Source organism: Chryseobacterium soli, from assembly GCF_000737705.1.
Classification (GTDB): domain Bacteria; phylum Bacteroidota; class Bacteroidia; order Flavobacteriales; family Weeksellaceae; genus Chryseobacterium; species Chryseobacterium soli.
This window is the reverse complement of the sequence record NZ_JPRH01000001.1, coordinates 642,524-669,468: the sequence shown is the minus strand read 5'-3', so window position 1 is coordinate 669,468 and position 26,945 is coordinate 642,524. Positions and strand designations below refer to the sequence as shown.

The 26,945-nt window shown below is 33.9% G+C and carries 27 protein-coding genes and 2 tRNA genes; 17 read left to right on the top strand and 12 right to left on the bottom strand.

Annotated features, from left to right (window positions below; genetic code table 11):
* Position 1 precedes the first annotated feature (1 nt).
* Positions 2–376 (top strand): rhodanese-like domain-containing protein, encoded by a 375-nt coding sequence (locus tag IW15_RS03090; RefSeq protein WP_051881722.1) that lies wholly within the window; start codon positions 2–4, stop codon positions 374–376.
* A 48-nt stretch (positions 377–424) separates the two neighbouring features.
* On the top strand, positions 425–724 hold the full coding sequence (locus IW15_RS03085; protein ID WP_034709216.1) for a thioredoxin family protein: 300 nt from the start codon (positions 425–427) through the stop codon (positions 722–724).
* Between the two features lie 91 nt (positions 725–815).
* On the opposite strand, the gene IW15_RS03080 is transcribed toward IW15_RS03085, so the two are convergent.
* A complete protein-coding gene (locus IW15_RS03080; RefSeq protein ID WP_034709214.1) occupies positions 816–1,568 on the bottom strand; it encodes a nitrilase-related carbon-nitrogen hydrolase in 753 nt (250 codons plus the stop codon).
* A 104-nt stretch (positions 1,569–1,672) separates the two neighbouring features.
* Between IW15_RS03080 and IW15_RS03075 the strand changes: the two genes are divergently transcribed.
* From IW15_RS03075 to IW15_RS03025, 11 genes are all read left to right on the top strand, one after another.
* Positions 1,673–2,113 carry a DUF6646 family protein gene (locus tag IW15_RS03075; RefSeq protein WP_034709211.1) on the top strand — a complete coding sequence of 147 codons (441 nt, stop codon included), beginning with the start codon at positions 1,673–1,675 and terminating at the stop codon, positions 2,111–2,113.
* Between the two features lie 105 nt (positions 2,114–2,218).
* Positions 2,219–3,712 carry an RIP metalloprotease RseP gene (gene rseP, locus IW15_RS03070; protein ID WP_034709209.1) on the top strand — a complete coding sequence of 498 codons (1,494 nt, stop codon included), beginning with the start codon at positions 2,219–2,221 and terminating at the stop codon, positions 3,710–3,712.
* 79 nt (positions 3,713–3,791) lie between these two features.
* A tRNA-Asn gene (locus tag IW15_RS03065) sits at positions 3,792–3,865 on the top strand.
* 385 nt (positions 3,866–4,250) lie between these two features.
* Positions 4,251–4,505, top strand: coding sequence for a hypothetical protein (locus tag IW15_RS03060; protein ID WP_034709208.1), 255 nt, complete (start codon positions 4,251–4,253; stop codon positions 4,503–4,505).
* A 50-nt stretch (positions 4,506–4,555) separates the two neighbouring features.
* Entirely contained in the window at positions 4,556–5,599 is a 1,044-nt protein-coding gene (locus IW15_RS03055) for a hypothetical protein (RefSeq protein ID WP_034709206.1), read from the top strand.
* Positions 5,583–6,509 (top strand): ATP-grasp domain-containing protein, encoded by a 927-nt coding sequence (locus tag IW15_RS03050; protein WP_131368467.1) that lies wholly within the window; start codon positions 5,583–5,585, stop codon positions 6,507–6,509. Before IW15_RS03055 ends, IW15_RS03050 begins: the two co-directional genes overlap by 17 nt.
* A 163-nt stretch (positions 6,510–6,672) precedes the next feature.
* Positions 6,673–7,746, top strand: a complete 1,074-nt coding sequence (gwsS, locus tag IW15_RS21865; RefSeq protein WP_051881721.1) for a grasp-with-spasm system SPASM domain peptide maturase — start codon at positions 6,673–6,675, stop codon at positions 7,744–7,746.
* Between the two features lie 80 nt (positions 7,747–7,826).
* Positions 7,827–8,378 carry a GNAT family N-acetyltransferase gene (locus IW15_RS03040; RefSeq protein ID WP_228384297.1) on the top strand — a complete coding sequence of 184 codons (552 nt, stop codon included), beginning with the start codon at positions 7,827–7,829 and terminating at the stop codon, positions 8,376–8,378.
* Between the two features lie 268 nt (positions 8,379–8,646).
* A tRNA-Asn gene (locus tag IW15_RS03035) sits at positions 8,647–8,720 on the top strand.
* 542 nt (positions 8,721–9,262) lie between these two features.
* On the top strand, positions 9,263–12,622 hold the full coding sequence (locus IW15_RS03030; RefSeq protein WP_034709202.1) for a DUF6443 domain-containing protein: 3,360 nt from the start codon (positions 9,263–9,265) through the stop codon (positions 12,620–12,622).
* Positions 12,597–13,202 (top strand): hypothetical protein, encoded by a 606-nt coding sequence (locus IW15_RS03025; RefSeq protein WP_034709200.1) that lies wholly within the window; start codon positions 12,597–12,599, stop codon positions 13,200–13,202. Before IW15_RS03030 ends, IW15_RS03025 begins: the two co-directional genes overlap by 26 nt.
* 300 nt (positions 13,203–13,502) lie before the next feature.
* On the opposite strand, the gene IW15_RS03020 is transcribed toward IW15_RS03025, so the two are convergent.
* The 8 genes from IW15_RS03020 to IW15_RS02985 form a co-directional block, all read right to left on the bottom strand.
* On the bottom strand, positions 13,503–14,327 hold the full coding sequence (locus IW15_RS03020) for a hypothetical protein (protein WP_131368465.1): 825 nt from the start codon (positions 14,325–14,327) through the stop codon (positions 13,503–13,505).
* A complete protein-coding gene (locus IW15_RS03015) occupies positions 14,314–14,880 on the bottom strand; it encodes a hypothetical protein (protein WP_034709197.1) in 567 nt (188 codons plus the stop codon). The genes IW15_RS03020 and IW15_RS03015 overlap by 14 nt, the downstream gene beginning before the upstream one ends.
* Positions 14,881–14,901: 21 nt before the next feature.
* Entirely contained in the window at positions 14,902–15,312 is a 411-nt protein-coding gene (locus IW15_RS03010) for a hypothetical protein (RefSeq protein ID WP_131368463.1), read from the bottom strand.
* Positions 15,313–15,324: 12 nt separating this feature from the next.
* Positions 15,325–15,609, bottom strand: coding sequence for a hypothetical protein (locus IW15_RS03005; protein WP_034709193.1), 285 nt, complete (start codon positions 15,607–15,609; stop codon positions 15,325–15,327).
* Positions 15,610–16,087: 478 nt separating this feature from the next.
* Complete coding sequence (locus tag IW15_RS03000; RefSeq protein WP_034709190.1) at positions 16,088–17,014, bottom strand: hypothetical protein; 927 nt, start codon at positions 17,012–17,014, stop codon at positions 16,088–16,090.
* Position 17,015: 1 nt separating this feature from the next.
* Positions 17,016–17,294: a helix-turn-helix domain-containing protein gene (locus IW15_RS02995; RefSeq protein ID WP_051881719.1), complete on the bottom strand. Its 279-nt coding sequence runs from the start codon at positions 17,292–17,294 to the stop codon at positions 17,016–17,018.
* 106 nt (positions 17,295–17,400) lie between these two features.
* On the bottom strand, positions 17,401–18,423 hold the full coding sequence (locus tag IW15_RS02990) for a hypothetical protein (protein WP_034709189.1): 1,023 nt from the start codon (positions 18,421–18,423) through the stop codon (positions 17,401–17,403).
* Entirely contained in the window at positions 18,423–19,622 is a 1,200-nt protein-coding gene (locus tag IW15_RS02985; RefSeq protein WP_034709187.1) for a site-specific integrase, read from the bottom strand. Before IW15_RS02985 ends, IW15_RS02990 begins: the two co-directional genes overlap by 1 nt.
* 593 nt (positions 19,623–20,215) lie before the next feature.
* Here IW15_RS02985 and IW15_RS02980 point away from each other — a divergent pair.
* Positions 20,216–22,741, top strand: a complete 2,526-nt coding sequence (locus tag IW15_RS02980; RefSeq protein ID WP_051881717.1) for a DUF5686 family protein — start codon at positions 20,216–20,218, stop codon at positions 22,739–22,741.
* A gap of 75 nt (positions 22,742–22,816) precedes the next feature.
* On the opposite strand, the gene IW15_RS22690 is transcribed toward IW15_RS02980, so the two are convergent.
* The 3 genes from IW15_RS22690 to rplU all read right to left on the bottom strand — a co-directional run bounded on the left by IW15_RS22690 (position 22,817) and on the right by rplU (position 24,032).
* Complete coding sequence (locus IW15_RS22690; protein WP_165585156.1) at positions 22,817–22,984, bottom strand: bacteriocin-like protein; 168 nt, start codon at positions 22,982–22,984, stop codon at positions 22,817–22,819.
* 199 nt (positions 22,985–23,183) lie between these two features.
* Positions 23,184–23,441, bottom strand: a complete 258-nt coding sequence (rpmA, locus tag IW15_RS02975; RefSeq protein ID WP_034709185.1) for a 50S ribosomal protein L27 — start codon at positions 23,439–23,441, stop codon at positions 23,184–23,186.
* Positions 23,442–23,456: 15 nt separating this feature from the next.
* Positions 23,457–24,032, bottom strand: coding sequence for a 50S ribosomal protein L21 (gene rplU / locus IW15_RS22295; RefSeq protein ID WP_084681352.1), 576 nt, complete (start codon positions 24,030–24,032; stop codon positions 23,457–23,459).
* Between the two features lie 183 nt (positions 24,033–24,215).
* On the opposite strand from rplU, the gene IW15_RS02965 reads away from it, so the two are divergent.
* The 3 genes from IW15_RS02965 (at position 24,216) to miaE (ending at position 26,936) form a co-directional block, all read left to right on the top strand.
* Positions 24,216–25,103: a neutral zinc metallopeptidase gene (locus IW15_RS02965; protein WP_034709183.1), complete on the top strand. Its 888-nt coding sequence runs from the start codon at positions 24,216–24,218 to the stop codon at positions 25,101–25,103.
* A gap of 112 nt (positions 25,104–25,215) precedes the next feature.
* Positions 25,216–26,304: an acyltransferase family protein gene (locus tag IW15_RS02960; RefSeq protein WP_034709181.1), complete on the top strand. Its 1,089-nt coding sequence runs from the start codon at positions 25,216–25,218 to the stop codon at positions 26,302–26,304.
* A gap of 53 nt (positions 26,305–26,357) precedes the next feature.
* Positions 26,358–26,936, top strand: a complete 579-nt coding sequence (miaE, locus tag IW15_RS02955) for a tRNA-(ms[2]io[6]A)-hydroxylase (protein ID WP_034709179.1) — start codon at positions 26,358–26,360, stop codon at positions 26,934–26,936.
* The last annotated feature ends 9 nt before the right edge of the window (positions 26,937–26,945 follow it).

The following is a 26,945-nucleotide window of genomic DNA, read 5'->3' as shown; positions in this document are numbered from 1 at the left end:
AATGATGAAAAGTATAATTTTTGGATTCCTTTTAGTTTCAGCATTTATCATAAGTTCTTGCAAAACCGCAACTGCAGAATACCCAAAAGCCAATATCCATGAAGTGGTGAACAGTTCTGATGTCACTTTAGTAGATGTAAGAATTCCCGAACAGTATTCGGAAGGAACCGCAAAAAATGCAGTTAATATTCCTTTAGCAGACCTTCAAAATAATATGGAAGCTCTTAAAGGCAAAAAAGTAGTGGTATTTTGCAATAAAGGAATTCAGGCCGACCAGGCCATGGAAATTTTAAAGAAAAATGGTATAGAGGCTTATGATGGAACCACCTGGAAAAATGTGAAAGCAATTCAGGATGAGAAGCCGAAGGCTCAATAATACAACTTTAAATTAAGGCTTACTTTTTAAAACTAAATACCAAAACATATGTCACAAAAATTTCAAGAGGTCATTAATTCAGAAAGGCCTGTCTTAATCGACTTTTTTGCAACCTGGTGCCAGCCCTGTAAAGTACAGTCTTCTGTATTGAACACGGTAAAAGAAAATGTAGGCGAAGGAGCAAGAATCATAAAAATAGACGTGGATCAGTATCCCGTCATTGCTGCAGAATATGGAGTACGAGGCGTTCCTACGTTAGCTGTCTTCAAAAACGGAGAACTTCTTTGGAAGGAAAGCGGAGTCCATGATGTGAATACATTAACACAACTTTTAAAACAATACCAATAAACTGTGATATCCTCACAGTTTTTTTATTTATATTCCGCAGATATTCATTTTAGAGTGAAGTCTGCGGAAGTGTTAAATGATTTCAAACAGATTAATACTGAATAGAAAACTGATCGCGGTCATTCAAAAATTGAAAATGATTTCTGAAATCCTTTAGTTCATCCATATCCAATACTGCTGAAACGATATTCCCGTTTTTCGTTGCAATCTCTGTTCCGTCAGCAAAAAAGCAATGTGAACTTTCCTGATACAACAGGTTATTGCCATCCATTCCAATTCTGTTAAGCCCAAAAACATAAGACAGATTTTCAATCGCTCTGGCTTTTAAAAGATGCTCCCACGCTCCTACTCTCTTTTCCGGCCAATTCGCAACATACAATATCGCATCATAGTCATCATTATTTCTTGCAAAAACGGGGAACCGAAGATCGTAGCATACCTGCAGTAAAATACGAATTCCTTTATAATTTATAATCACCCTGTCACGGCCGGGAGTATAGACTTTGTCTTCCCCTGAAAATGAAAACAAATGCCGTTTATCATAGAAAGAAACAGTGGAATCCGGCTGAACAAAAAACATTCTGTTGTAATACTTTCCGTCATGTTCTATCGGAGCACTTCCGCAAAATGCTGCATTTTTCTCTTTTGAGATTTTTTTTAAAAATTCTAAAGACTCTTCATTTCTGTCTGAAACTTCAGAAGCATCCATGCAAAATCCTGTGGAGAACATTTCCGGCAGGAGGAAAACATCTGCTTCTTCATGAGCAAGCTGCTCTTCAATTAACTGAAAGTTTCCTTTTTTATTTTTCCAGATGATATCTAAATTTAAACCTGTAATCTTCATAAATCTTGTTCAATAACTTCTATAAAATTACAGTTTTTAATTGATTTCGGTTTCATTTTTGATGGTGATAATTTTTATGATGTACCATCAAAAATTTAAAATTTATGAAGAAATTGGTTTTTATGTTAATGGTTATTTTTTGGGGAGCCACTGCAAATGCCCAAGCCTGGACAGGAAAAGGAGATCAAAAGGTCCAGCTGGGACTTAATGCATGGGGATACGGAACGGGAGTTACCGGAACCTATGATTATGGCTTAAACAAGCTGTTATCAGTCGGTGCAGGGGTGAACGCTTATTTCAGCGGATATAAAAACAATGACAAAGACAACCGGGTTTTCGTTTTTGGAAGACTTAATTTTCACCTGAAGGAAGCTTTGGACCTTCCTGAAAAGTGGGACATCTACCCTGGGGTTGATCTTGGTGTTCTCGGAAGGGATTTCGGAATCGGTGCTCATATTGGAGCACGTTACTTCTTCACAGAGAAAGTGGGTGTTTTTGCAGAAGTAGGAAACAATGGCAGTATCGGAGTTTCATTCAATTTATAGAAAAACAGCCTAATATATGACAAAGCTTCTCATTTCGAGGGGCTTTTTTGTTTGGCATAGTTTTGATAATTGTTACCTTTGCAAATTAAAACCTAAAATATATTAATGGAATTAGCAATCAAGATTTTCCAGTTCATATTAAGTATTTCGATACTCGTTATTCTTCATGAGCTTGGACACTTTTTACCCGCCATATGGTTTAAAACCAGAGCCGAAAAATTCTTCCTGTTCTTCGATCCGTATTTCTCCATCTTTTCGATGAAAAAAATCAACGGTAAATGGAAGTACAAATTTTTGTCTCAAAACCTTCCGGATACTGAAGTTATCGAAGTCAACGGAAAAAAACAAGAGGTTGCTATCGACATATCAAAATTACCGGACAGTGACTGGAGAAAACATCCGGAACAAACTAAATACGGTATCGGATGGCTTCCGTTCGGTGGTTATGTGAAAATTGCCGGAATGGTGGATGAAAGCATGGACACTGAACAGCTTAAACAACCTGCACAGCCTTGGGAATTCAGATCAAAACCAGCGTGGCAGCGATTAATCATTATGCTTGGAGGGGTTACCGTAAACTTTTTCTTAGCCTGGCTGATCTACAGCAGCCTTTCTTTCTTCAATGGAGAAACGTATACAGACATTAAAAAATTCGAAAACGGTGTAGAAGTTACTGAAGCAGGAAAGAAAATGGGTTTCCAAAATGGAGATCATCTGATCAGCATTGATGGAAAACCGACAGAAAGACTTGAAAATGCATCAATAAACATTCTTTTAGGCGATCATGTAACCGTATTAAGAAACGGTAAAGAAGTTACCTTCCCAATCAATTCTGACGGGGTAGCAGATGTTCTTAAACAAAAAGAAGCTAAATTATACATTAGCCCGAGAGTTCCTATGGTTATCGATTCTTTAGCGACTCCAAGTGCTAAAACTTCCGGATTAGCTTCCGGCGACAAAATTGTAAGCATTAACGGACAAAAAGTAGTTTACTTTGATGAACTAAGCCCTGTTTTAAACCAAAACAAAGGAAAAACGGTAGCGGTAGATGTTGAAAGAAAAGGAGCTGGAATAGTAGCACTTCCTTCCGTTCCTGTTGATAAAAATGGAAAATTAGGGGTACAGATTGACACTAAAGGTATCGCTCAATCTATTGTTACCAATAAAAAATATTCTTTCGGAGAAGCTATTCCAAGAGGATTTACAAGAACGATTGAAGCTTTAACCATGCAGGTAAAGCAGTTTAAAATCATGTTTAACTCTAAAATACAGGGTTATAAAAGTGTAGGAGGCCCTATCGCCATCGTAAAAAATATGCCTGTAGATAGAAATGCCAACGGAGATGTAGCTATTAACTGGCCGGCATTCTGGAGTTTTACCGCAATGTTCTCTATTTGGTTAGCATTTCTGAACTTAATTCCTATTCCGGGACTTGATGGAGGTCATGTTTTATTCACTTTATATGAGATTATTGTTGGAAAACCGGTTCCTCAAAAGGTGCTGGAAAACGCTCAGATGATTGGAGTTATCTTCCTGTTAGGCCTTATGCTGCTGATCTTTGGAAGTGATATCTTTAAAGTATTCACTGGAAAACTATAAAATTTTAAGATTTTTTTCTAAAAAATTTGTCTGGTATAAATATTCGTCCTATATTTGCACCACTTAAAAATAAGGACATTCCTCCTTAGCTCAGTTGGTTAGAGCATCTGACTGTTAATCAGAGGGTCGCTGGTTCGAGCCCAGCAGGAGGAGCGAAAGCTTCAAGAGTTACAAAATATTTTGTAACTCTTTTTTTTTGTTTACTATTTAGCTTTTTCTTACAATATAGATTCTCTTCTTAAGATTTATATACCGCTCAAACCTTCACTATTTTAAAATAATCACCTTTTCAAATATTAATTATTTCAATGCAACCGACTAAAAAACAGTTGATGATTTTGCCATTTTTCATTTTTATGTAAAAGAGTAAACAATATTATGCATTAATATTAAAAACACACAAATACAATCAATAACAAAAGGCATAAAAAATTAATGAAAAATAATCAATTTTAATTTTTTGTTTTATATTTGATAAACAATAAAACAATTCACGGTGAATTGTTTAAAATTTATTAACATTTTAAAATACAATTTGATGAAAACAAAAACATTAGAAAAATTAGAAAATTTCCAGCTTCAAAATAAGAAGTTAGATGTTATTTTAGGAGGACAGGGTGCACCTGTAAAATCTTTCCTAGCTATTGATCCTGTTACTACAGGAGGTGGGGAATATGAATTCTTAGGCCCAAAAGGATACGAATGTCACGCATTTACTAGTGACCTTGATTTCGGCAATGGCGGAATGGGTTACAATGGCGTTACAGTAGTAGATAAGCCTGTAAACAATTAATTTTTACAAGAGAGAAATTTTTCAATTTCTCTCTTTATAAACTTTATCATATGAAACAAATTTTAATAGGCCTAGCTTTAATTTTTAGCTTCCACTCCAATGCTCAAACAATTGAATTAAAAAATGAAAAACTTATTGCTTATTATGAATTTGTTAATAATGCAGAAAAGGATATTCTAGAAAATAAATTACTAGATGCTAATGCCTTATATGCAAAAGCATTTAAAAAATTTAAAAAACCTCACGCTAAAGATTTATATAACAGTATGGTGGTTTCTTTAAAAGTAAAAGATTCGGACAATGCATATCAACAATATTCTTCTTTAAAATGCTTAGACTATAAATTCAAAGATAACTTTCAGTCAGAAAACTTTCCAAACAATAAGAAATATGGTGAAATAAAATGTAAAAATAAATTGGATTATAGCTATAAAAAAAGTTTAGATTCTTTATTTATTCTTGACCAGTATTATAGAAAATTATCTGGAGGGAATTACACAAAATACCAAAATGAACTTACTAAAAATGATAGTATTACTTCAACGAAGTTACTTAAACTTATACAAAAAAAAGGATTTCCTAATGAATATAATATCGGTTTAGAATCTAAGAGCAAAGTTTTTTTTCACGATTTTTATTTTATTATTTGGCATCAGCTAGCCACGAATAGGTATAGTCCTCAAAGGGTCAACTTTTCTAAGGAAATAGTAAAAGCTTTAAACGATGGGAAAATTAGACCCGATATCGCAGGCTTTTTATTGGATTTAAATAATGGTACAAAAGATTATTCATTTTTTACTATTTATCAATTTATAAAAAATAATGGAGAAAGTGATTGCTGCTATATCTCAAGTTTTTTTACACCTGAAAAAAGAACGGATAAAATAAAAAAGATGGTTGATTATGTAAATGAAAAAAGAAAAAAAATTGGACTCCCATCTTCAGAAGATGAATTAAATAAAAACATATTCTTATTAAAAAATAAAGATTATATTTTTTTAAGCAGAACGACAGAAGGCTTGAATTTTGTAGATGAAAATGAGATCGAAAGATATAAAGTCAACTTAATTAAGCTAGATGATACTCCTCATTAGTGTTGATAACGACACTATGACTGATGAGATCTGCACATGGTTATCCTATCAAAATAAAAGTTTTGTCAGACTTAATGAAAATCAACATATTACTAAGGTATTTTTTGACTTCAGTAAGAATATGTATAAAATTTCCATCAATAATATTGAATACAATCTGAATGATTTTAAATCAGTCTTTTATAGAAATGGCGGAATCTATTACAACATAGCGAACCAAGAAATTGATAGCAATCTTATTGAATTCTATAATTCAGAAATTAAATCAGTAACAGAATTTATTTGTTATTATCTAAAAATAAATGATGCGAATATATTTGGAAACCTTTTCACCAAAGAAGTCAATAAACTGGAAGTTTTATTTTTAGCAAAATCTTTAGGCTTAAAAATACCCGAAACTTATATTGTATCCCAATTAAAAGATCTTACAAAGATTGATTGTTCCCAGAACTATATCACCAAGTCCGTCTCCGAAATGAAGCCCATCTTTATTGAAAATGAGTTGTACTTAAATTACACCCGTGAAATAGATTTCAATCAGCTTCAGTCAAAAAAAGAAAACATTATCCCTTCACTTATTCAGAATAAAATCAATAAGGCATACGAAATAAGAGTGTTTTTCTTTGAAAAACGGATTTGGGCAATTGCCACATTTGATTTTTCAGATAATATTGATATTAGAAACTTAAAAGACAGGGATAAAAAATATCTTTCCTGTAAGCTTCCCATTGAGATACAAAGAAAAATCCACAAAATGGCAAAAACATTGAATTTAAGGTGTGGCACTATAGATTTAATACAATCTGATGATGATTATTATTTTTTAGAGATAAATCCCTTAGGACAATTTCACCAGGTTAGCTATTACGGAAACTACCAGATAGAAAAATATATTGCAGATTTATTATGAAAAACCAGGAAGCATTACATTTAAAAGGACTTGAATTTTCATTACAGGAATGGAAAAAAAGCAACAACCTCTCTCAGGTTAAATATTCTGAAAATAAAGACAAAAAAAGCAATAGAACTAAGATTTCACGTTCAACAAAACATTATTCACTTTTATATTAAAGATGTTTTTAAAATTATTTAATTCCGTAAAAATTACTAAAGGCGCCCAAAAATCTATTATTTTTGATACTAATACAGGGTTCCTACACATAATTCCAAATGCTTTTTACGACTTACTCTCCAATGAGCAAGAGAATTATTCAGTATTGAAAAAACAATTAGATCAGGATAGCTTGGAAACGTTAGAGGAATATCTTAATTTTATTTTGGACAACAATTTAGGATATATAGTAAAAACCAAAAAAGAATTATTAAACTTTAAGACCTCCTCTCACTTTAATGAAACACCCTCGAATGTTGAATACTTAATTTTAGATATTAATAATTCTGAAACTTTAAATGATACTTTGATACAACATATTTGTATTTTAAAGATTAAATATCTTCAAATCAGATTTTCAGAAACATTAAATTTTCACGAAATCATCAAAGTTATTACTAAATTAGATTCGTTTAATAACTCTAATATCCATGAAATTTCAATTATAGCCAAGTACACCCCTCAATTGGTTTCATTTATTAAAGAAACTCATGATACTATTTCAAATAAGTTCCTTAATGTAACGCTACACTCACAACCTACAGAAGATTTTCAGACATTGGGTTCCACCTACCTGACCATCATCAAAAACGAAATTAAAATTCCTTTAAGTTGCGGACTCATTGATTTAAAAAATGTTAATCTTAACCATAGTTTTTATTTAGAGGCACACCATCATAACTCTTGTCTTTATAAGAAAATAGCCATTGATTTTGAAGGTAATATTAAAAATTGCCCATCCATGCCTCAAAGTTTTGGAAATATAAACGAAATAAATTTAGAAGAAGCATTCAACAAAAAAGGTTTTAAACAATACTGGAATCTGACCAAAGATCATATTGAAATATGTAAAGATTGTGAGTTCAGATATATCTGTACAGATTGCCGGGCTTATACTGAATGCTCCCACACCAATAATGAAGGACTGGACATTTCCAAACCTTTAAAGTGTGGCTATAGCCCCTATACAGGAGAATGGGAAGATTGGAGTACGCACCCATTAAAAGAGAAGGCAATGCATCATTATGGAATGTAACATTTTATCAAGGAAAATTAGCGGCTCTTTCGTTAGCTTTAAAGCATAAAACTGTTATATTTAAAACACAGAAAAGCATTATGAGCCCAATCACTATCAGAAAAGCCGAAGCCAGAGACTATCCTGCGATTATAGAATTACAAAATGTTAACACTCCCGACCAATTGAGTGAAGAAGAAAAGAAACAGGGGTTTATTGTTTCAAGCATGACGGAACATACACTGGATGCTATTAATAAAAACTTAGGGGTGTTGGTAGCCTTGGAAGAAGGAAATTTAGCAGGTTTCGTATGCCTGACTACCACAGATCCTATTCCTGAACATCCGGTTGTAAAAGCGATGTATAATAGTTTCCAACAACAAACTTTTAATCATAAACCTTTAACAGAATATCGGGTATTTTTGTACGGCCCGATTCTGATTAACCAAAAATGGAGAGGACAGGGAATTGCAAAAAAATTATTTTATGCAGTCAAAAATTTTACTGAAAACCAGTATGACCTTGGTGCTGCTTTTATCAACGATAAAAACACACATTCTCTCGCAGTCCATATTCAGGGATTAGGAATGACGGCATTAAGGCCTTTTACCTGCAAGAATGAAACATTTCAGTTAGTTGTTTTTCCAGTTTAGAAGTGAAATCACAGCATATTTCAAATTTTTCCCTGTTTTTCTTAATCTAAATTCTTCAGATTTATACTTTTCAGCTTTTAGCTATGAAATTTTTATCATCCCCTCAAAATACTGAAAAATAGACAGATAAAAAAAGGAAGCTTTTTTCAACTTCAAACAAAATAAAAATTCCTTCAAAAAATTCAATTTTTTCGATAGAATTTGCTTCAAACACTTGCTTTGTACAAATATTCATATTATATTTGCACCACTCCAAACAGAGGAACATTCCTCCTTAGCTCAGTTGGTTAGAGCATCTGACTGTTAATCAGAGGGTCCTTGGTTCGAGCCCAAGAGGAGGAGCAGTTGAAAATCAAGCACTTACAGTAATGTAGGTGCTTTTTTATTTTATCAAGGTCAAGGTTTAAGTCAAGGCTTAAATCTAAAAATAGTAAAATGAAGTCAAGGTTTCGGTCAAGGTGGACAAAAATTCATTGTCATTTCTAACAAAAATTATCACTTTTTTAAAAATCTTAAAATAAAATCTTAGGATTGTTTTTTCATAAACCTTTCAAAAATCATGTTACAGGATTAAAATCTGGGGATTTAAGGGGAGTACATAAAAATGTCAAATCGAGGGAGGGGTTGTTTTCTATATGGGTACTTACACGATACATAAAAAGAGGTTTTCACATTCTGGATAAGCCAGAGTTCTCAACATATAATTTTCATAATAACTTTAAATCAAATTTTAATGTGACACGTTTTGTCGTTACCCTTATATATCTTTGACTCATAAAGCAAGATAGTAAAAATCCCCATTCAAATATGTGGTTTTCCCCATAGGTAGAATTAAAAAAAATTATTATACTTGCCCTTTGAATTGAATTTAACACAAAATTATTATGAAGAAATTTTTATTTCTCTTTATACTGGCTCTTTACAGCCAGTTATCGGGGCAATTGTCACCCACTGAGAATTACATTCAATCTATCACTTGCTTGAATGAAGATTGTACAAAAAAGTCAGAAGCAGTTACTTATTTTGATGGTTTAGGAAGACCGAAACAGATTGTAAATGTTAAAGCAACTCCAACAGGAAGGGATTTAGTTACTCCAATCACTTATGATGGATTTGGAAGAAGGACAAAAGAAATCTTACCAACTCCGATAAGCACATTAAATTCTGCCATACATTCAGGTGTGACAAATGAAAATCCAGCAAATTCTTACTATGGTGTATCAAATGCTTTTGCAGAAAAGGAACTTGAAAACTCACCCTTAGACCGAGTTTTGCAACTTGCACAGGCTGGTGATTCATGGAAAATGAGCTCAGGTCATACTGAAAAAATTAAGTACGAGGCTAACAATGCAAATGAGGTGTTAGGATTCGTAACAAATACAACCATAAACACAGTTAGCAATGTTACAAACACTGTTTCCACATTAACCGTTACAGCAGAAAACAATGGGTATTTTAAACCTGCAACTCTTTATAAAACAACTGTAACCGATGAGGATGGAAACCCAGTAATTCAGTTTAAAAATGGTAGAGGTCAAATATTACTGATTCGTAATACCGATGGTACACAGGATATTGACACCTATTATGTCTACAATGAATACAACCATAAAGCATTTGTAATCCCACCCAAAGCTGTAAAGCAGATTAAAAGCAACGGAAATGTTGTAACACAGGCTATTTTAGATGATTTATGCTATCAATACCGATATGATGGGAGAAATAGAGAAGTTGAAAAGAAAATACCTGGCAAAGGATGGCAATATATAGTTTATGACAAACAGGATAGACCAGTTTTAGCACAGGATGCAGTTTTAAGAACTGCAAATAATAATTTCAATACTAAGGGTTGGCTTTTCACCAAATACGATGAGTTTGGCAGAGTAGTTTATACAGGATTCTTTGCTAACACAGCTACAAGACAGGCAATGCAAAGTGCATTGAATAATATGTCTGCCAATGCTGGAAACAACGAAAGGAGAAGCAGAGTTCCTTTCAGTTTACAAGGTATAAACATTTACTATGACAAACAGGCTTTTCCAACTGGAAGTATGACCGTTTTAACATTAAATTATTATGATACTTACCCAGTAGAAGCCCCAGCAATCCCAGCAACGGTTTTAGGTCAGTACATTTTACCAGACACATTAGATGCAAATAATGATGCTTCAACAAACGGTGTTCAAGTAGCCAGTTATGTAAAGAACATTGATGATGACAACTGGACTAAAACTTACACTTACTACGAAAGTACGGGAAAACCAGTAGCTTTAAAAACAATCAATCATTTAGGAGGTTACACAAACAAAGAGTTTAAACTTGATTTTACAGGATTGGTTGAGGAAAGTTACACATATCACAAAAAGACAGCCAATGATGCTGAGGTTAAGGTAAAGGAAAGGTTTGTTTATGATAACCAAAACAGACTTTTAAAACAATTTCATCAAGTTGATAATTTACAAGAAGAGTTACTGGCAGAAAATACTTACAATGAGATTGGGCAACAAATAAATAAAAAGACTGGAAACACTACAGGAACACCATTACAGTCTATTGATTATACTTACAACATAAGAGGTTGGCTAACTTCGGTTAACAATCCTAACAACCAAACCAGCTTTAATAACAAGTTGTTTGGATTTGAATTAAAATATGATAATCCCGTTTCATCATCCGTTGCACCAGCAAAATACAATGGCAGTATATCAGAGTTTGACTGGAAAACAGCCAACGGAAATACTTTGAGAAGATACGGTTACAAGTATGACAAGTTAGACAGGCTTACAGATGCTTCATATCTTGAACCTTTGGCAACTGTTCCAGTAACCAATGGCTACGGAGAATTTTTGACTTATGATGAGAATGGGAATATCCAAACTCTGAAACGATACCAATCGTACAACAATACTGCAATGTTGATTGATGATTTGGTTTACAGCTCTTACAAAGGAAATCAGCTTCTTAATGTCACTGATAACAGCAGTAATAATTTAGGCTATCCAAACGGTGGCAATACAATTGCCTATGACCTTAACGGAAACATGATAAATCATGTTGACAAAGAGATAACAAACATTTCTTACAATCACCTGAACCTGCCAACAATTGTTAATTTCTCTCAGAATAACAATAACATTAAACTCTTTTACAGGGCAGATGGGACAAAACTAAAGAAAGCTTACACTTACTATGCTTCAAAAAGTGGTTTAATGCTCACTGAGGATACGGATTATCTCGATGGTTTCCAGTATTTTGGACAAGGAAGTTTTAACAATTTGCAGTTTTTCCCAACAAGTGAGGGCTATTATGATTATCAAAAGAAAAGATATGTTTACAATTATTCCGATATTTGGGGAAATGTAAGATTAGCTTACTATAACTCAAACAATACAGCCACGATTGATAGAGAAACAAACTATTATCCTTTTGGGCTGGAATATCAAGGTTATAATGGGACTTTTACCCAATTACAAAGTTATACTTACGGTTTTCAAGGTCAGGAAAGACAAAAGGAAACAGGATGGGGTTCTTTTAAATGGAGAAATAATATTCCAGAATTGGGAAGATTTTTCAATGTTGACCCTTTGGCTGAAAAGTACACGTACAACTCACCTTTTGCATTTCAGGAAAATAAGATTGGTCGGGGAAAAGAATTAGAAGGATTAGAGTTAGTACCATTTGAATTTTTAATGATGTCTAATTCAGCAGTAAGACCAACCACTCCGATTGCTGAAGCCATGATTAGAGAACAGTCAATTGAGCCTATCATGCTAACTGGCAGAGCTACTCCACCTCCAACACCTCCTGGATTTTGGGAAAAAATAGGAAACTGGTTTGAATCCATAGTCGAGGGAGGAAAACCTGAAACTACTGCTCCAAAATCAATGGACAAGACAATAGAGCAGGTGAAACCAGAATTAGCTGAAAGCTCTACGGAAAACACAGGGAAGATTTATAGGGTTCCAAGTGAAAAAACTGAAAGTGGCAAGCCCTATGTTGGAAGAACAAGACAATCAAGCCCAGAAAAAAGAGGAGCAGGAGCAAAAGATGGAAGAGATAGAAGTGGAGCAGAAATAATTGATACATACAACCCTAAAAAAGCTGGAGAAGGTGCTTACAAAGAACAAAAAGCAATAGATAAAGAAGGGGGTATTGAGAATCTGGACAATAAGAGAAACGAGGTAAGACCAGAGAGAATGAAAGATTTAGAACAAAAATATGGAAAAGATACACAACACCGATAATATAGATGATTTTTGGAATTGGTTTAACTCAAACAACGAACTATTAGTTTCAGATAAGATAAACAATGATTTAATTGAACAGTTAGACAGTAAAATTTTAGCTCTTGGAGATTTTAACTGGGAAATCAGAGAAGGTTTAATTAAAGAAAACATGCTAATTGTATCTGCTGGTGGAAACAGAGAATTATTTCAATTAGCAAAGCACATTGTTAGCTTAGCTCCAAACATTACAAGTTGGGAATTTAGCCATTACAAACCTGCAAAAATTTGGGACTTCACCCTATCAATCAAAGATACTTTAGGCTTTGGAGATAGTATTAGTGTTTCAAGTTGGGAGTATGTATTGTTAAAATTTCCAGATAATACTTTTGACATTATTGTTCGATGCCTCAATATAACCAATCTAAAAGATGATGATAAACACACTCTTATTGACATTGTTTTAGAAAATATTTTAGGAGATGAGATAAGTTATAATTTTATAAAAAATGTTGAGATAGTAAATGATTTTGAAGATAAATATAAGAACAGTAAAAATTCAATAGTCAATTTAAAAGAACACTTTTTCTCAATTCTATAATAATGAAAATGGGAAGTATGAAATCATTTATGAGATTGAAAAGGTTGAAAAAATGAAGCTTGACACAAAGAAAATTGAAGCAATTAAAAGCTCAATTTTCCAAATGATTTTTTAGAGTTTTTAACCCTCAAAATTCAACCTGCCATTTGTTTTCAGTAAATTACTGATAATCAATATTTTAATATATAAAATATGGCACGTAAGTGTTTACACTATGTATAGGCACGAAAATTCCCTCTGAAATTTAGAGGGAATTACTTGCTCTAAAACCTCGTATAAGGTCTATGCTTGTTGTTTGATTTATAAAGAATTTTTCTCTGTAACAACAGCTTTATAATGTGGGTATATCTTTGTAAATCTCAACAACTCCTCAAAGTATCTGTCATACCTCCTCTCCAAAGGAATCATTTTTACAAAGTCTTTCATTTCATTAGCCAACTCATCAAAATATTTTTCAACTGCATCACCCAAAGATTCCCCTACAAGTTCTTTGAGATGAGGGTTTATAAAATAATTGAAGCTAAACCTGCCTAACGTATCACAATTTAAAGCTATCTTTGCAAAAGGAGTTACGAATTCCTCAACTCTGGAAAAGTTATTCCAATTTTCACATTCAGTAAATTTACACTCAATTCGGGTTCTTAAATCAACAACCCCTAAAAAGCCTTGAATTTCAATTAAAAAACCTCTTGTGGTGTCGTAGTATTCCTTTGTGATTTTATTTGATTTTTGAGCCTCTAAAGTGACAAATCTGGCTAGTTTAATATTATGATACTGCCCTTCATAAAAATTAGCAAACATTACTGGATTCAAATCAGGAATATTTACTTTCATTTCCAGAAACTGAAAAACAATAAGTTTCTCGATATACTCACCGTTTGCAAAACCACATTCTCTAAGTGCTGTTCGGTTTTTCTGAATTTCAGCAAGGGTTGGATAAACCTTTTTATTGGTCACGTTTCCCTTTTTATCAACTCCGTTCCAAGCCAAATAATCTAACATCACCTTTTGAAAAGGTGAAGGACTATAATAATGGTATGAAGAAACGGGTACAATATCTCTTTCGTATTCATCTATTGGAAACAACCAACCGTGAAGTTTATCATAAAATCTACTCCCTGTCATGGCTGTTGCTTCTGTTTTTCTGGCTATTGGTAACTAATGCCCCGATTATTCCAGCCCCAACAATTAAGATAACCACAATCAAAACTGTATTATCATTGTCTTTCTTTGATGTGTCTAAATCTTTTCTGATGTATGACCCATCTTTTTGCTGGTTGTAATACTGGTCTACCTCAATTCTTTCACCCTTAAAAGAAGGTCTATTGTCATCTGGAGAACTAAACGGGTCAACTTCACTATTTTGATTGTTTGGCTGTATGTTACCAGATTGGTTGTATGTTCTATTTTCAGAAGGTGCTGCAGGTTGGTAAACATCTTCAAATTTTGCTACTTCAAGATTTTCAACCATTTCCTGAGACTTTTCTAACTTTTGCCCAATTTTACTCGGTTTATTATTTTTCAAAATCTCATCAACAGCCCTCACACTTTCACTTTGGGTTTCTTTCATTCCAATTACTGGGTCTATTCCAGAAGGAGAAGCATTATAATAATCTTGTTGTGTTTGGGCTTTGGTGAGGACTACAAATAAAACTAAGGGTAATAACAACTTTTTCATATTATTTAATCTTAAAATTGTTTATTCCTTATCCAAAAACACCTCAATAGGTGTGTTGTTTATCCATTGAATACGAGTAGGGCTGATTCGTTTGAATTTGTACATTCCCCCAGAATTCCCAGCAATGATTGTAAACTCATAATAAAGGTCTGAAATATCCTCATTTACCTTGGCTAATTGCCCCGTGGTGGCTGTTTGCTGTAATACACTTTTCCAGCTTGTATAAGGAGTTACTAAAATGAAATCATCCGAAGAAAATTTGAAATAAGGATTTGCACTTCCTGAAATTTTCCAACTGCCCTGAATCCATGTAGGAGGGTGAAAGTATTGAGTTGTTACAGGATTGTTTTGCTGATTTGTTGCATCATCATCACTATTGGAACAACCAATGAAAGACATTCCAATAAAAAGTGTAAATAAAATCTTTTTCATCTTGTTTTGATTTTAGTTACCTGAACTTTGCATTATCGTTTGCATTTTTGAAGACTCCATAAAGGTTGTCCCAGCCTGCTTGTAAACCATTCGTTTACCACAAACCTCTAAGGCATAAGAGCCACTTCCCATACCTTTAACTTTGTCAATAATTTTAATGTTTTCAACGGGACAGCCCTGTTCAACCGATACGATTTTAATTAGTTTACTCTCTGTTGTTCCTGTTGTTCCTCTGGAAATTGCACCACATGAAGTGATAACGAATGCAGTTGTAACTGCAAGAAATAAATGTTTCATAAGATGAATTTTGTTAATCCACCCGAACTCTAAGTAGAAATTATTTTATTTAAAATAAAGAGGGCATGAGTCCGTAGTTCTTACTTATCAGTTGAAGTTCTGGTAAACTTTGAAGTATAAGCAAGGGAATCTCATGCCCAATATAGGACATGAGCATTCAACTTACTTACTCTGTACTTCAAATGAATTTACCAGATTCCAACTGACAGAATAATAGCTAATGCTTTGTTTTCGATAAAATTTGAATTACAAAGATATTAATTCAAACGAACTTTTCAATACTATTTCTCGTAAAACTCTTACTTACTCAAAAACTTACCACTGTCTCACTTTCAAAAATGAGATTAACTAATACTGAAACAAAAAAAATATACTTGAGAAACGAAAGAAACTAAAATGCTATTTGGAAAGCATCAAAAAGAATAAAGAAAACTTCAAAATGATTGGTATTTTATCATATACAATCCCTGAAAACCAATCAAGCAACCTGCCTAACAACATCACAATCGTAAAACAACTCATTGAATTTATCTCTAATCAGCTCGGTGAAATAGATTTCCGTTGTGTTGAGGTTGCTTTGTTTTATCATTTCCTTTAGCTTCATCTTATCCCTGACAAGGTTGGATTTACCTCTTTTGTTCTTCCAGTATGATGGCTCCAATCTGTTACCTAAATCACTTACAAATTCTGGACTTAAATCTTTCCTGTTAAATCTATTATCCACAATAGTAAAACCTTTAAAGAACTCCATAAACCTTGAAAAGAGCAACAATATATTTTCCCTGTTTTTAAGGTCATTTAAGGTCTGAATTCCAAGCCTTTTCAACTCCCTTGACCCAAGAACAATCTCAACCCTCAAAAGGTTGTTTTCGAGCCCGTATTGAGTTTTCTTATCGTAAACTTTCCAAGCTATGTTGTTATGCTCAAACTTCCTATAATTCATTGCATTTGTTGCCTTATTGATTGCAGGTGCTTTGTGCTCAAACAAAAGGAAATTATGGTTTAAATAATACTTTGGCTCTTTGTCTACCAGTAAGTTAAACCCAAATTCCAGACTTTGCAAATAGCCCTCATTTAGATTTAACCCCTTGAAATCCTGCTTTAGTTGCTCCAATGCTTCCAGTATACCACAATAACTAAAATCATTATGGTTATGATTTCCTTTTTCCTCCCCGTACATATTGATGTTGAAATACTTATGAATGGAGTTACCTAATACTGAATTCTGTTCAGTTACCCTCAACTCTATGTTATTAACTTTCTTTCTTAGAGGGTATTTTGTTTCCTTTTCTTTATCATTTTCACCTTTCCAAACCCATGAAGATTGAGTGTAGTTGCCAGTTGATTTCAAATATTTTTCGGACAATTCCTGTGAGTAGAATTTAATTGTAAAGTTATCTATCATTTTAAGCTGCTTTTTTAGTTAAATAGTTAATAAACTGCTCCATACCTTGACCCGATTTTTGCCTTCCGTTTTTAATCCACTCTTCCAATTCTCTCTTTAAATAAAGGACTTTGCCACCTGTTGGGTTATAGTACGGGATTTCACCTTGACTATTCTTCTTGTATAGAGTTTTGATTTTATAACCTAAAAACTTTGAAGCCTGTTCGATTGTCAGGAATTCATTTTCTGTAGCAATAGTTACTAATTCTTCACTAAATTGCTGGTTTTGTTGTGTTTTCATAGTGCAATAATCGGAAAATTCTCAACCAAAATGAAAAAGTCTAACATTAATGTTAGACTCTTAAATCCTGTTAAACACCATAAAACAGGTATTTATTAAAATCATTTTATCTCAATTGTAATACTCTTGAAATCACCCTGTCAACCTTATCTTTTTTATCCTGACTTTCAGTAGCTCTACTATTCTTCAAACTTCCTATCTCTCTACTATTCACTGTAATACAATAGGAAACCTTCCTCCAAACATTATAATCTTTTTCGATAATTTCATTTTCTACCAACTGGTTAATAAAATAGAACAATGTTGCTTTGTTCTCAACCCAATCAATCTTAACGGAATTCTGCTTACTCTCAAAGATTTCATTAAAAAAATGCAACTGTGTGTTTGAATTAATCAAACCATTTCCTTTCAAGCTTTTAAAGAGAGATTCAATAACCTTAGTTGGTCTTTGCTGTTTAGAATGGATTTTAAAACTCAGGAACTTTTGTTTATACTCCAGCAAGTCAACTAAATTTGGGAATATCGTTTTTACTCTTTTCTGATTTACTGGAGTGATTAAATCAAAGTAGGCATTAGAAATTCTTTTTAAATCATTTTCAACATAAAGATTTATCAAGTTCAATGTTACTTTATCCGTTTGCACCTTGACTGGTTGATTATTTAATTTACCCAACACCTCACACAAATCAACTACCAATTGATTTACAAGCAACCTAACCTCTTCATTGTTTTGAAGAGACAAAAACAATAAAAAATCCGTTTCAATATCTCTAAAATTTGCTCCAAGAAACTTATTCACGAAGTAAAGAAAGTGTTTCGTATACCTAACAACTTCGTAACCAACATTTATACTATAAGAAACACTTTTGTTGACAACATCGGTTTTTACATCAAAAGCCTTATACTTCTCATACATATCGAACCCTTCCTTTTTTAAGGGCAGAGAATTACAAAACCTTTTCCAAAGCTCCTCAATAAGACTTTCGGACTTTAACACTTCAAGCAAATCATTGTACGGATTTACAAGCCCTACACTATCCTCAAAGCTCTTATGTGGCTTCAACCCTGTTCTAAGCCTGTTGAAATCCAAATCCTTGAAAGGATTGTCTATAAATATAAAATCACTCATTACAAATACTGTTCTGTTAACTGTTTCATTGCATCCGTACTAAACTCTTTCAAATAAGCCTCCGTAATTGCTACATTATCATGCCCCAATAACTCTTTTATCAGCTCAATAGGCACATTTCCACTGTGATAAAGAATTGTAGCAAATGAATGCCTTACCACATACGAAGTAAGATTTGCAGTAATTCCAACTTTTCCAGCTATAAACTTAATATCCTTATTGTACTGTGTTCTGGTCTTCTTTATCCTATTATTAATCTGTGAATCACTCTGGTGGAAGTCAGTAAGATAAGGGAAAACATAACCGTTACTTTCTTTTGGGACTGTTAAAAGCTCCTTTAAAATTTCTTTTGTTCTTTCGTAAAGTGGCACTTTGATTGGCTTTGATGTTTTACTTCTCTTGTAACTAAGCTCATCCCCTATCTGTCCTTTTTTCAATTTACAAACATCCGTAAAGTTCATCCCTGCTGAATAGTACGAAAATACAAATGTTAAATAAGATAGTTTATACCTTGGGTATTCATCGTAATTAAAAGCAAAGAACTTATCAATCTCCTCCTTTGTGATTGCTATCCTCCTTTTATTCTTATTTACTTTTATAGAATAGTGTTTGAAAGGCTGTAAATCATCAACAAGCCCCAGTTTGACAGCTTCATTGTACCTTGCTCTTAAATCCCTCATTCTAACTCCCAAACCTCCTACATCATGTGTCAATGCCAAAAAGCCATCATACCCCTTTACAAATTCAAAATTTATTGTTGAAACAGGTATATCATCACCTCTAAACTGCTTAAGCTTGTTAATAGTATCTCTAACTATGTTAGCACTATTAGCCTTCTTAGTCTTCTTCAACTCTCCCAAAATCTCAATGAAATTAGTAATTTTCTTACTCTTCCTGTCAATAAAACCTTTCTTCAACTCATCAACAATGTCCTTTGCTGTAAAGAAATTCCCTTCCGATTCAAGTCTGTTTATCACAACTGCTAACTTATCAGAGATTTGATTTAAAGTATCATTAATCCCCTTATAACCCTGATAATTACTTTTAACCAGTAAATTATTAACATCCCATTGAGATTTTTGAATCCTAAAGGGTGTAGAGAACTCTGAGTTCAAATCATCTTTGTAAACCCTAAAGATAATCGGTAAAGTTCCATTTGCATTAGGTTTATTCTTTAAAATTCGTTTGTAAGTTGCCATAATGAAATTATAAATGTCAAGGTATAGGTCAATGTTATAGTACAAAAATAGTAAAATAAAGTAATACCAGAAAACAAAATATTATTTTATATCTTTGTTTTTCAATCTTTTAGTAATATAAATAAAAACATAGAAATAGATAAGACCTCTTTCTGTTAATCAGAGGGTCGCTGGTTCGAGCCCAGCAGGAGGAGCAAAATCCATTAGAATTATCTAATGGATTTTTTGTATTTTGCCTTTATTTCATGTTTTGTTTAGTTTATACTCATATTAATTTATCCCTATTCTATCCATTAAATCAATATTTCTATACTTCTTTTAAGACTGAGTAATAAACACTCTATTTTACTTTTACATACAATAAAAATAACCCTAGATTTGAAGCTTTACTTCATTTTTGCTTAATACGAAGGATATATTATGTCACTCATTATCATTTTAACAAATTAATAACTATAATGCTATCATTTTGATGATCTAATTTTTGTTAACTTTGCAATTTTGTACCTAACCGCAAAAAACTTTAAAAAATCTAATCTTTTTACATAAACAGCATGCTTTTTGTTTATGCTAAATGCTTGAAAAAACAACAAATGTCAATTAATAATTCCAAATACTATCACCTCTTTTTCCTTCTCTTTCTCTCAGGGCTTGCCTGTGCCCAAAACACAGCCAGCGGTAAGATTCTTGATGCAAAAACAAATAAGGAAATTTCAGGAGTAGATATTTTTATCAACGATAATAAAACACCCAACTTAAATACCACCAGTGGAAGTTTCAGCGTGCAGTCTGACACCATTATTTACCGGCTAAAGTTCTCTAAAAAAAGCTATGCTTTAGAAACCGTAGATGTTACCACTGAAAATGCGGGCAACCTGCTAGTTAATCTTTCTCAGGAAAAAGTAAGCTCCATTGGAGAAATTGTTATTCATAACGAAAAGCCTAAATATAAAAACAAAAAAGAAAATCCGGCTTATGCCATCATGCAGGAAGTCTGGAAACGAAAAAGAAATAACGGTTTAGCCAAATTCGATACCTATACTTATAGGGAATACGAAAAGATTGAGTTTGATGCCAATAACCTGGACAGCACTTTCATGAACAAGAAAATGTTCAATAAGCTTAATTTCATCTTTGAATATGCAGATTCCACGGCAACGGGAAAGATGGCCCTTCCTATTTTCCTGAATGAATCGGTTTACGAAACTTACGGGGAAAATAAACCCAGTAACAAGGTGAAGAGAATGCTGGTTGCCCAGAAGACCTCAGGATTTCAGGACAATCAGGTTATTACAGTGACGGCGAAAAACTTATACCGCGATATAAATATTTACGACAACATATTAAATTACTTTGATATAGGATTCCAAAGTCCTGTTGGAGCAGATGGATTCAGCACGTATGATTACAATTTGACGGATACAATTGCCATCAATGGGGAAAATGCCTACAAAATAAGATATCAACCTAAAAGAAAGGATGTTTTGGCATTCCAAGGCTATCTTTATATCGATACAGACACCTACGCTGTACTAAGCGCAACGTTAAAGTCTACACAAAAAATTAATGTCAATTTCATCAACAGTATATCTACAGAATTGGAATATGACAATCCTGACGATCAGACATTCCTGCCAAAGAAAGTGGTTACGGAAATTGAATTAACTCCTTTTGCGAAAAAGAAAACCTCAAAAAGCATTATTGCTAAAAGGTCAGTCGACTATTCCAACTACGAATTCAATAAACCGCTTGATGCTAAATTATTTACCCGAAAAGAAGAGGAATATGATGATAAATTCGTGGATAAAGATGACGCTTATTGGCTAAAGGCACGTCCTGATTCATTATCCAAAAGAGAACAAGGGGTCTATGAAATGCTTGATAAGCTTCAGCAAACGCCAAAATTCAATCGAATTGTAAAGATTTACGAAACCCTTGCTTCAGGATATTATAATGCATTCAAAGGAATCGATATAGGCCCTATTTTCTCAATTTACGGGAAAAACGTAGTAGAAGGAGACCGAATCAGATTAGGTGCAAGAACCTATTTTGGACAGAATGATCCCTGGAGAGTTCAGTTTTATAATGCTTATGGTTTTAAAGATAAGCAGCTTAAATACGGTGTTGAAGCCCGATACATGTTTAACAGAGTCAATCGTTTCATGATTGGAGCGGGAACAAAACGAGATGTCATGCAGCTGGGAGTTCAGCTGACTAATGATGATGCGATCCTGTCACGTTCATTTGCTTCATCCACTATTTTCGCCAGAGGGGAGAATGCTTCTTTAAGTTCTGTCAACCAAACGAATATATTTACTTCTATTGAGCCATGGAAAAACTTCCAGATCAGAATAGACGGTACCATGCAGAGTATTAAATCTGCTAATCCGTCCGAATTCAGTTTGATGTATTACAGGAATGGGGATTTAAGAAAAACAGTTAATGACTCACACGTTACCATCAGCTTAATTGCAAGACCTGGTACAAAATTCTCACAGACAGGGGTAGACCGTTACGAACATGGAACTTTAGCACCTACTATTGTTTTGAAATATACAAGAGGTATTGAAGGGCTTTTCAATGCAGATTTCAATTATAATAAACTTCAGTTTATGTTCTATAAACCGGTTTTAATCGGGAGCTGGGGTAAAACATTAATTAATTTTGAGGCCGGGAAAAATTTCAACACGGTTCCTTTGGCTTTACAGAACATCATTCCGGGAAACCAGTCATACAGTTTGGTTCCTAATACGTTCTCTCAGCTTAATTACTATGAGTTTGTGGCGGACACTTACACAACGCTTCACTTAGAACACCATTTTAACGGGAAAATATTATCTTTCATCCCGTTGATCAAAAAATTAAAATTAAGGGAAATTGCATTTATCAGAGGGGCTTACGGAACTTTAAGCGACGCTTCTAAAGATATCAATGTGGAAGGCTTCAAATATTCTGCTCCCAACCAACAAGTCTATTTTGAATACGGTTTCGGAATTGAAAACATCGGTTTTGGAAATCTGAGAATTTTCAGAGTAGATTTTAACTGGAGAGGAAATTATCTTGAAAGACCTGATATTTCTAAATTTGGGATAAAAGCTGGATTCCAGGTAGGATTCTAATTCCAATCCATCATATAAAACAATTCCCCGGCTTCTTTGAAGCCGGGGAATTTTATTTTCAATACGATCATTACATTAACATCCGCAAGGATCCGGATCCATCACCATATTAGGACAACGCAGCCTCTGTTGAGCTGTCCATGAGCACCATTCCCCGCATGTCGTTGCAGGAGGAGGACAAGCCGCAGCTCCACCTTCGATCGATTTCAGTTGCTTTTTGGAAATTTTTCTAAGATTTTTCATAGTAATAATTTGGTTTAATGTACTGCCTACTCTATTTGCTTTTCGGCTTCCGCAAATGATTTGTTATTTGATTGTTTACAAATATAAAAATATTTCACAATAAATAGAATATTCGCAAAATAATTTATCATTTTTGAGATAAGAGCATAAAAAAAGCCTTGGCGAATGCCAAGGCTTTTAATTTTTTATAACGCTAAAATTATGCGTTTGGTTCTACAGATACGAAAGATCTGTTGTTTGCTTTCTTTCTGAAAACTACTTTACCGTCTACTAAAGCAAACAAAGTATGGTCTTTACCCATTCCCACGTTGTTACCCGGGTGGTGTTGCGTACCTCTTTGTCTGATAATAATATTTCCGGCAATAGCTTCTTGTCCTCCGAAAATCTTCACACCTAATCTTTTAGAATGAGATTCTCTACCGTTCTTGGAACTACCGACTCCTTTCTTGTGTGCCATTTTGTATGTAGATTATTATTTATTAAGAGCTTTAAATTGATCAATATTCTTAACGATAGCTGTATCAACATCTTCGTGAGTAAGAACATTTTTTCCTAATTCTGCTTTCACTTCTTTTCCTAAAGTGATCAAAACTTCTCTGTTTTCTTTAGACTGAGACAAGTTGTTTTTCTTTAAGTGATAGTTCAGTTCGTGATCTTCACCAAAGTTAACAGTTGCGTTGTCTGAAAGAACTTCAGCTTTCACAGTTTCTTTTTTATCAGCTTTCTTTGCTCCAGCTTCAAAACCAGTAATACCAGTAATTTGAATTTGAGTTAAAGATTGTCTGTGACCATTTTTCACTTTGTAACCTTTTCTTCTTTTCTTCTTGAAAACGATTACTTTATCAGCTTTTACATGATCTAAGATTTCAGCATCTACTACGATACCGCTTACAGCTGGGGCGCCAACAGTTATTGAACCGTTTACAGTAAGAAGAATTTTGTCGAAAGATACCTTATCTCCCTTCTCTCCTTTTAAACGGTGTACAAACAACTTCTGGTCTTGCTCAACTTTATATTGAAGCCCTGCTATTTCTACAATTGCAAACATTGTTTATAAATTTTTAGTTATTTCGAGGTGCAAATATAAGAATAATTTTCTAAATAGCTTACAATCAAATCAATGTTTTTTCACAAAGAATCAATTCACTATGCTTTGAATAATTTTAACATGTAAAGTGTTCGTACATAACGGATAATTTTATACCTTCGTTTTCACCAAAATAATATGTATATGAAAAAGAGTCTTAATTTCTGCTTTTTAGCAGGAGCTTTTGCTGTTTTATCACTAACAGCTTGTACTGATGAAAAAATGGAAGACAACGTCTTGCCACAGCCCCAAAACGAAAGCGCAAAAATCCAGCAGCCGGGCGAAAAGGAAAAAATCTGTTCTTATGTAGATCAAAACTGGAGCTCAACAGCTGTTTTGAAAACAGCCCTTAAAACCACCACAGACACGAACTTTATGAATGCCCAAATGGCTAAAATCATTAGTCTTTGGGGCGGTACCAGCCTTACATTTAGATTTGTAGACGATCCTTCAAACGCCAATTCAACGTACAATGCCATTTCCTATTCCAATGGAAAGATCTATTACGGATACGCTATCTATTATGATGCAAAAGCAAAAGGTGGAGATATTGTCAATGCCATGATTTTGGCTCACGAATATGGCCACCAGCTGCAGTACCGTTATAATTTACCTTCAGTAAATGAGTCAACCGCAAGACCGAACGAACTGGAAGCAGACGGTTTCGCAGGATATTATCTGAGAAAACCAAACGGTTATAACAAGACCAACTTTACAGAAATTGCAACAGCTTACGAATTCGCACAAAGCATCGGAGATTACCAGACCACCAGCGCAGGACACCACGGAACTCCTCCTCAGAGAAGATCAGCGGTACGTTTAGGATTCCTTCTGGGACAGTATGATCTTTCTGCAACCGATTTCGATTATAACTTCTTCTATTATTATCAGGGGGTACTTAACGGAACCTATAAAATGGGTAAAAACTCAAAAAATCCTGAAATTGACGCTTATATGAGCCAGTATATGGATGAGTTGAGAAAAATCCAATCCGGAGAAATTTCTGCAGAAGAATTTAAAAACCTTAAGTAAACATTCATTTTTAGCATATTTAAGAAAGGAGGCAGAGCGCATGTTCTGCCTCTTTTATTTATTTGAAACATATCCTAAAGTTTAGCTATTTTTGACCTCATATCTTCTTACAATGAATAGAGACCTTTACATTGATTTTGCAAAAGGACTGGCAACACTTTCCATTATTTTTATTCACACTGCTTTCTGGTCCGGGCAGTTTTATATTCCAACAGAAATTCGGGTCTTTTCCTTGGTTTTCGATGTAGCCCTATTTTATGCTTTAAGCGGAATCACTTCCGGATCCAATATCGAAAAGACTTTCTACAGACTGTTGAAACTTCAGATCACCTACATGATTTTTGTGACCTTCCTTTTTTTCCTGGATTATTTCTTTAAAGTTTTTGGGTTAAGCTTTTTTTCTATGGAATGGCTTCAGCAGTTCTATTCTACATTTGGGTCCAAATATGCAACCACCAATATCTCCGCTGATCCACAATGGCAGAATCTGGGGAACTGGTACCTTCATCAATATACCAATGCAGATACTTTTCCGGTAGTTATGGGAAGTTTCTGGTACCTGAAAGTTTATTTTATACTGACTGTTTTCGGTGTTTTGATTTTAAGATTCTTTCCGAAGCATATCAATTGGTTCATCGGCATTTGTATAGCCTTAACGCTGATATTTACGATCTGTCCGTGGTATTATCCGGACGGCCAGGTAGGATACGTTGCATTCTATCTCGCCATATTCCTGATTGCCAACAGGATGCGGAATAAAAAAATTCCCACCAAAATAATTCCCGTTTTATATGGTTTAGTGGCTGCCGCACTAATATGGATGTTTTGGTATTATGGAAGTGAAATTTTCTATAAAATCAATAAAAATAAATTCCCTCCAAAACTCCCTTATATTATATGGAGTTCCTTTTCACTGGTTACTCTGTTTGTTTTATATAACAGATTAAAGATCACAAAGGACAATTTTATTACCTTCATTGGAAAAAATGCGATTTTTTTCTATTTCGCACAGGGAATAAGCTCTTCATTGGTGTATTTCCTTGTAGTCCCACTCAAAGAAACAATGCCGTGGTGGATTCTAATGTTCATTATTTATATCATCAATATCATATTGGCACTCATTATCGCAAACGGACTGAAGAAAGTCGATCAATTAGGCTGGAATGTTCTGGAATTTTTACGAAGAAAGACAGCTTCTTAAATAAAAGAAGCTTTTTATGTCAATTTGTTTTAAATTTACAAAAAATTTATATCATGTTTAAGTTGAAACTTCCTACCGATCCAAGGTGGGCAAATATTGCAGAAGGAAACATAGGAGAAATTTTAACGGATCATGCATGGTGTGAGCAGAAAGCGGCTACCAATGCCATCTCTCTGATCATGATGCTTCCGGAACGTGCAGAAATTGTAACAGAACTTCTCGCGATTGCGCAGGAAGAATTAGATCATTTCAATCAGGTACATGAGCTTATCAAAAAAAGAGGCTATACTTTCGGGAAAGCACGCAAAGACAATTATGTGAATGAACTCGCTAAATTTGTGGTTCAGGGAAGCCGAGAAGATCTGATTGTAGATAAAATGCTTTTTGCAGCAATGATTGAGGCCAGAAGCTGTGAAAGATTTAAAGTTTTGACCGAAAATATCAAAGATGAAGAGCTTAAAGTATTTTATAAAGAGCTTATGATCTCAGAAGCAAACCATTATACTACATTTATCGGCTTTGCAAGACAGCTGGGCGATATTGAAAAAGTAAATAAACGTTGGGAAGAATGGCTTGAATATGAAGCCAGCATCATCAAATCCTACGGAAACAAAGAAACAATACACGGTTAATCCCAAAAT

Coding starts and splice junctions, on each gene's coding strand:
- IW15_RS03090 (WP_051881722.1), top strand. CDS start 2: ATGATGAAAAGTATAATTTTTGGATTCCTTTTAGTTTCAGCATTTATC.
- IW15_RS03085 (WP_034709216.1), top strand. CDS start 425: ATGTCACAAAAATTTCAAGAGGTCATTAATTCAGAAAGGCCTGTCTTA.
- IW15_RS03080 (WP_034709214.1), bottom strand. CDS start 1,568: ATGAAGATTACAGGTTTAAATTTAGATATCATCTGGAAAAATAAAAAA.
- IW15_RS03075 (WP_034709211.1), top strand. CDS start 1,673: ATGAAGAAATTGGTTTTTATGTTAATGGTTATTTTTTGGGGAGCCACT.
- rseP (WP_034709209.1), top strand. CDS start 2,219: ATGGAATTAGCAATCAAGATTTTCCAGTTCATATTAAGTATTTCGATA.
- IW15_RS03060 (WP_034709208.1), top strand. CDS start 4,251: ATGAAAACAAAAACATTAGAAAAATTAGAAAATTTCCAGCTTCAAAAT.
- IW15_RS03055 (WP_034709206.1), top strand. CDS start 4,556: ATGAAACAAATTTTAATAGGCCTAGCTTTAATTTTTAGCTTCCACTCC.
- IW15_RS03050 (WP_131368467.1), top strand. CDS start 5,583: ATGATACTCCTCATTAGTGTTGATAACGACACTATGACTGATGAGATC.
- gwsS (WP_051881721.1), top strand. CDS start 6,673: ATGTTTTTAAAATTATTTAATTCCGTAAAAATTACTAAAGGCGCCCAA.
- IW15_RS03040 (WP_228384297.1), top strand. CDS start 7,827: ATGAGCCCAATCACTATCAGAAAAGCCGAAGCCAGAGACTATCCTGCG.
- IW15_RS03030 (WP_034709202.1), top strand. CDS start 9,263: ATGAAGAAATTTTTATTTCTCTTTATACTGGCTCTTTACAGCCAGTTA.
- IW15_RS03025 (WP_034709200.1), top strand. CDS start 12,597: ATGGAAAAGATACACAACACCGATAATATAGATGATTTTTGGAATTGG.
- IW15_RS03020 (WP_131368465.1), bottom strand. CDS start 14,327: ATGACAGGGAGTAGATTTTATGATAAACTTCACGGTTGGTTGTTTCCA.
- IW15_RS03015 (WP_034709197.1), bottom strand. CDS start 14,880: ATGAAAAAGTTGTTATTACCCTTAGTTTTATTTGTAGTCCTCACCAAA.
- IW15_RS03010 (WP_131368463.1), bottom strand. CDS start 15,312: ATGAAAAAGATTTTATTTACACTTTTTATTGGAATGTCTTTCATTGGT.
- IW15_RS03005 (WP_034709193.1), bottom strand. CDS start 15,609: ATGAAACATTTATTTCTTGCAGTTACAACTGCATTCGTTATCACTTCA.
- IW15_RS03000 (WP_034709190.1), bottom strand. CDS start 17,014: ATGATAGATAACTTTACAATTAAATTCTACTCACAGGAATTGTCCGAA.
- IW15_RS02995 (WP_051881719.1), bottom strand. CDS start 17,294: ATGAAAACACAACAAAACCAGCAATTTAGTGAAGAATTAGTAACTATT.
- IW15_RS02990 (WP_034709189.1), bottom strand. CDS start 18,423: ATGAGTGATTTTATATTTATAGACAATCCTTTCAAGGATTTGGATTTC.
- IW15_RS02985 (WP_034709187.1), bottom strand. CDS start 19,622: ATGGCAACTTACAAACGAATTTTAAAGAATAAACCTAATGCAAATGGA.
- IW15_RS02980 (WP_051881717.1), top strand. CDS start 20,216: ATGTCAATTAATAATTCCAAATACTATCACCTCTTTTTCCTTCTCTTT.
- IW15_RS22690 (WP_165585156.1), bottom strand. CDS start 22,984: ATGAAAAATCTTAGAAAAATTTCCAAAAAGCAACTGAAATCGATCGAA.
- rpmA (WP_034709185.1), bottom strand. CDS start 23,441: ATGGCACACAAGAAAGGAGTCGGTAGTTCCAAGAACGGTAGAGAATCT.
- rplU (WP_084681352.1), bottom strand. CDS start 24,032: ATGTTTGCAATTGTAGAAATAGCAGGGCTTCAATATAAAGTTGAGCAA.
- IW15_RS02965 (WP_034709183.1), top strand. CDS start 24,216: ATGAAAAAGAGTCTTAATTTCTGCTTTTTAGCAGGAGCTTTTGCTGTT.
- IW15_RS02960 (WP_034709181.1), top strand. CDS start 25,216: ATGAATAGAGACCTTTACATTGATTTTGCAAAAGGACTGGCAACACTT.
- miaE (WP_034709179.1), top strand. CDS start 26,358: ATGTTTAAGTTGAAACTTCCTACCGATCCAAGGTGGGCAAATATTGCA.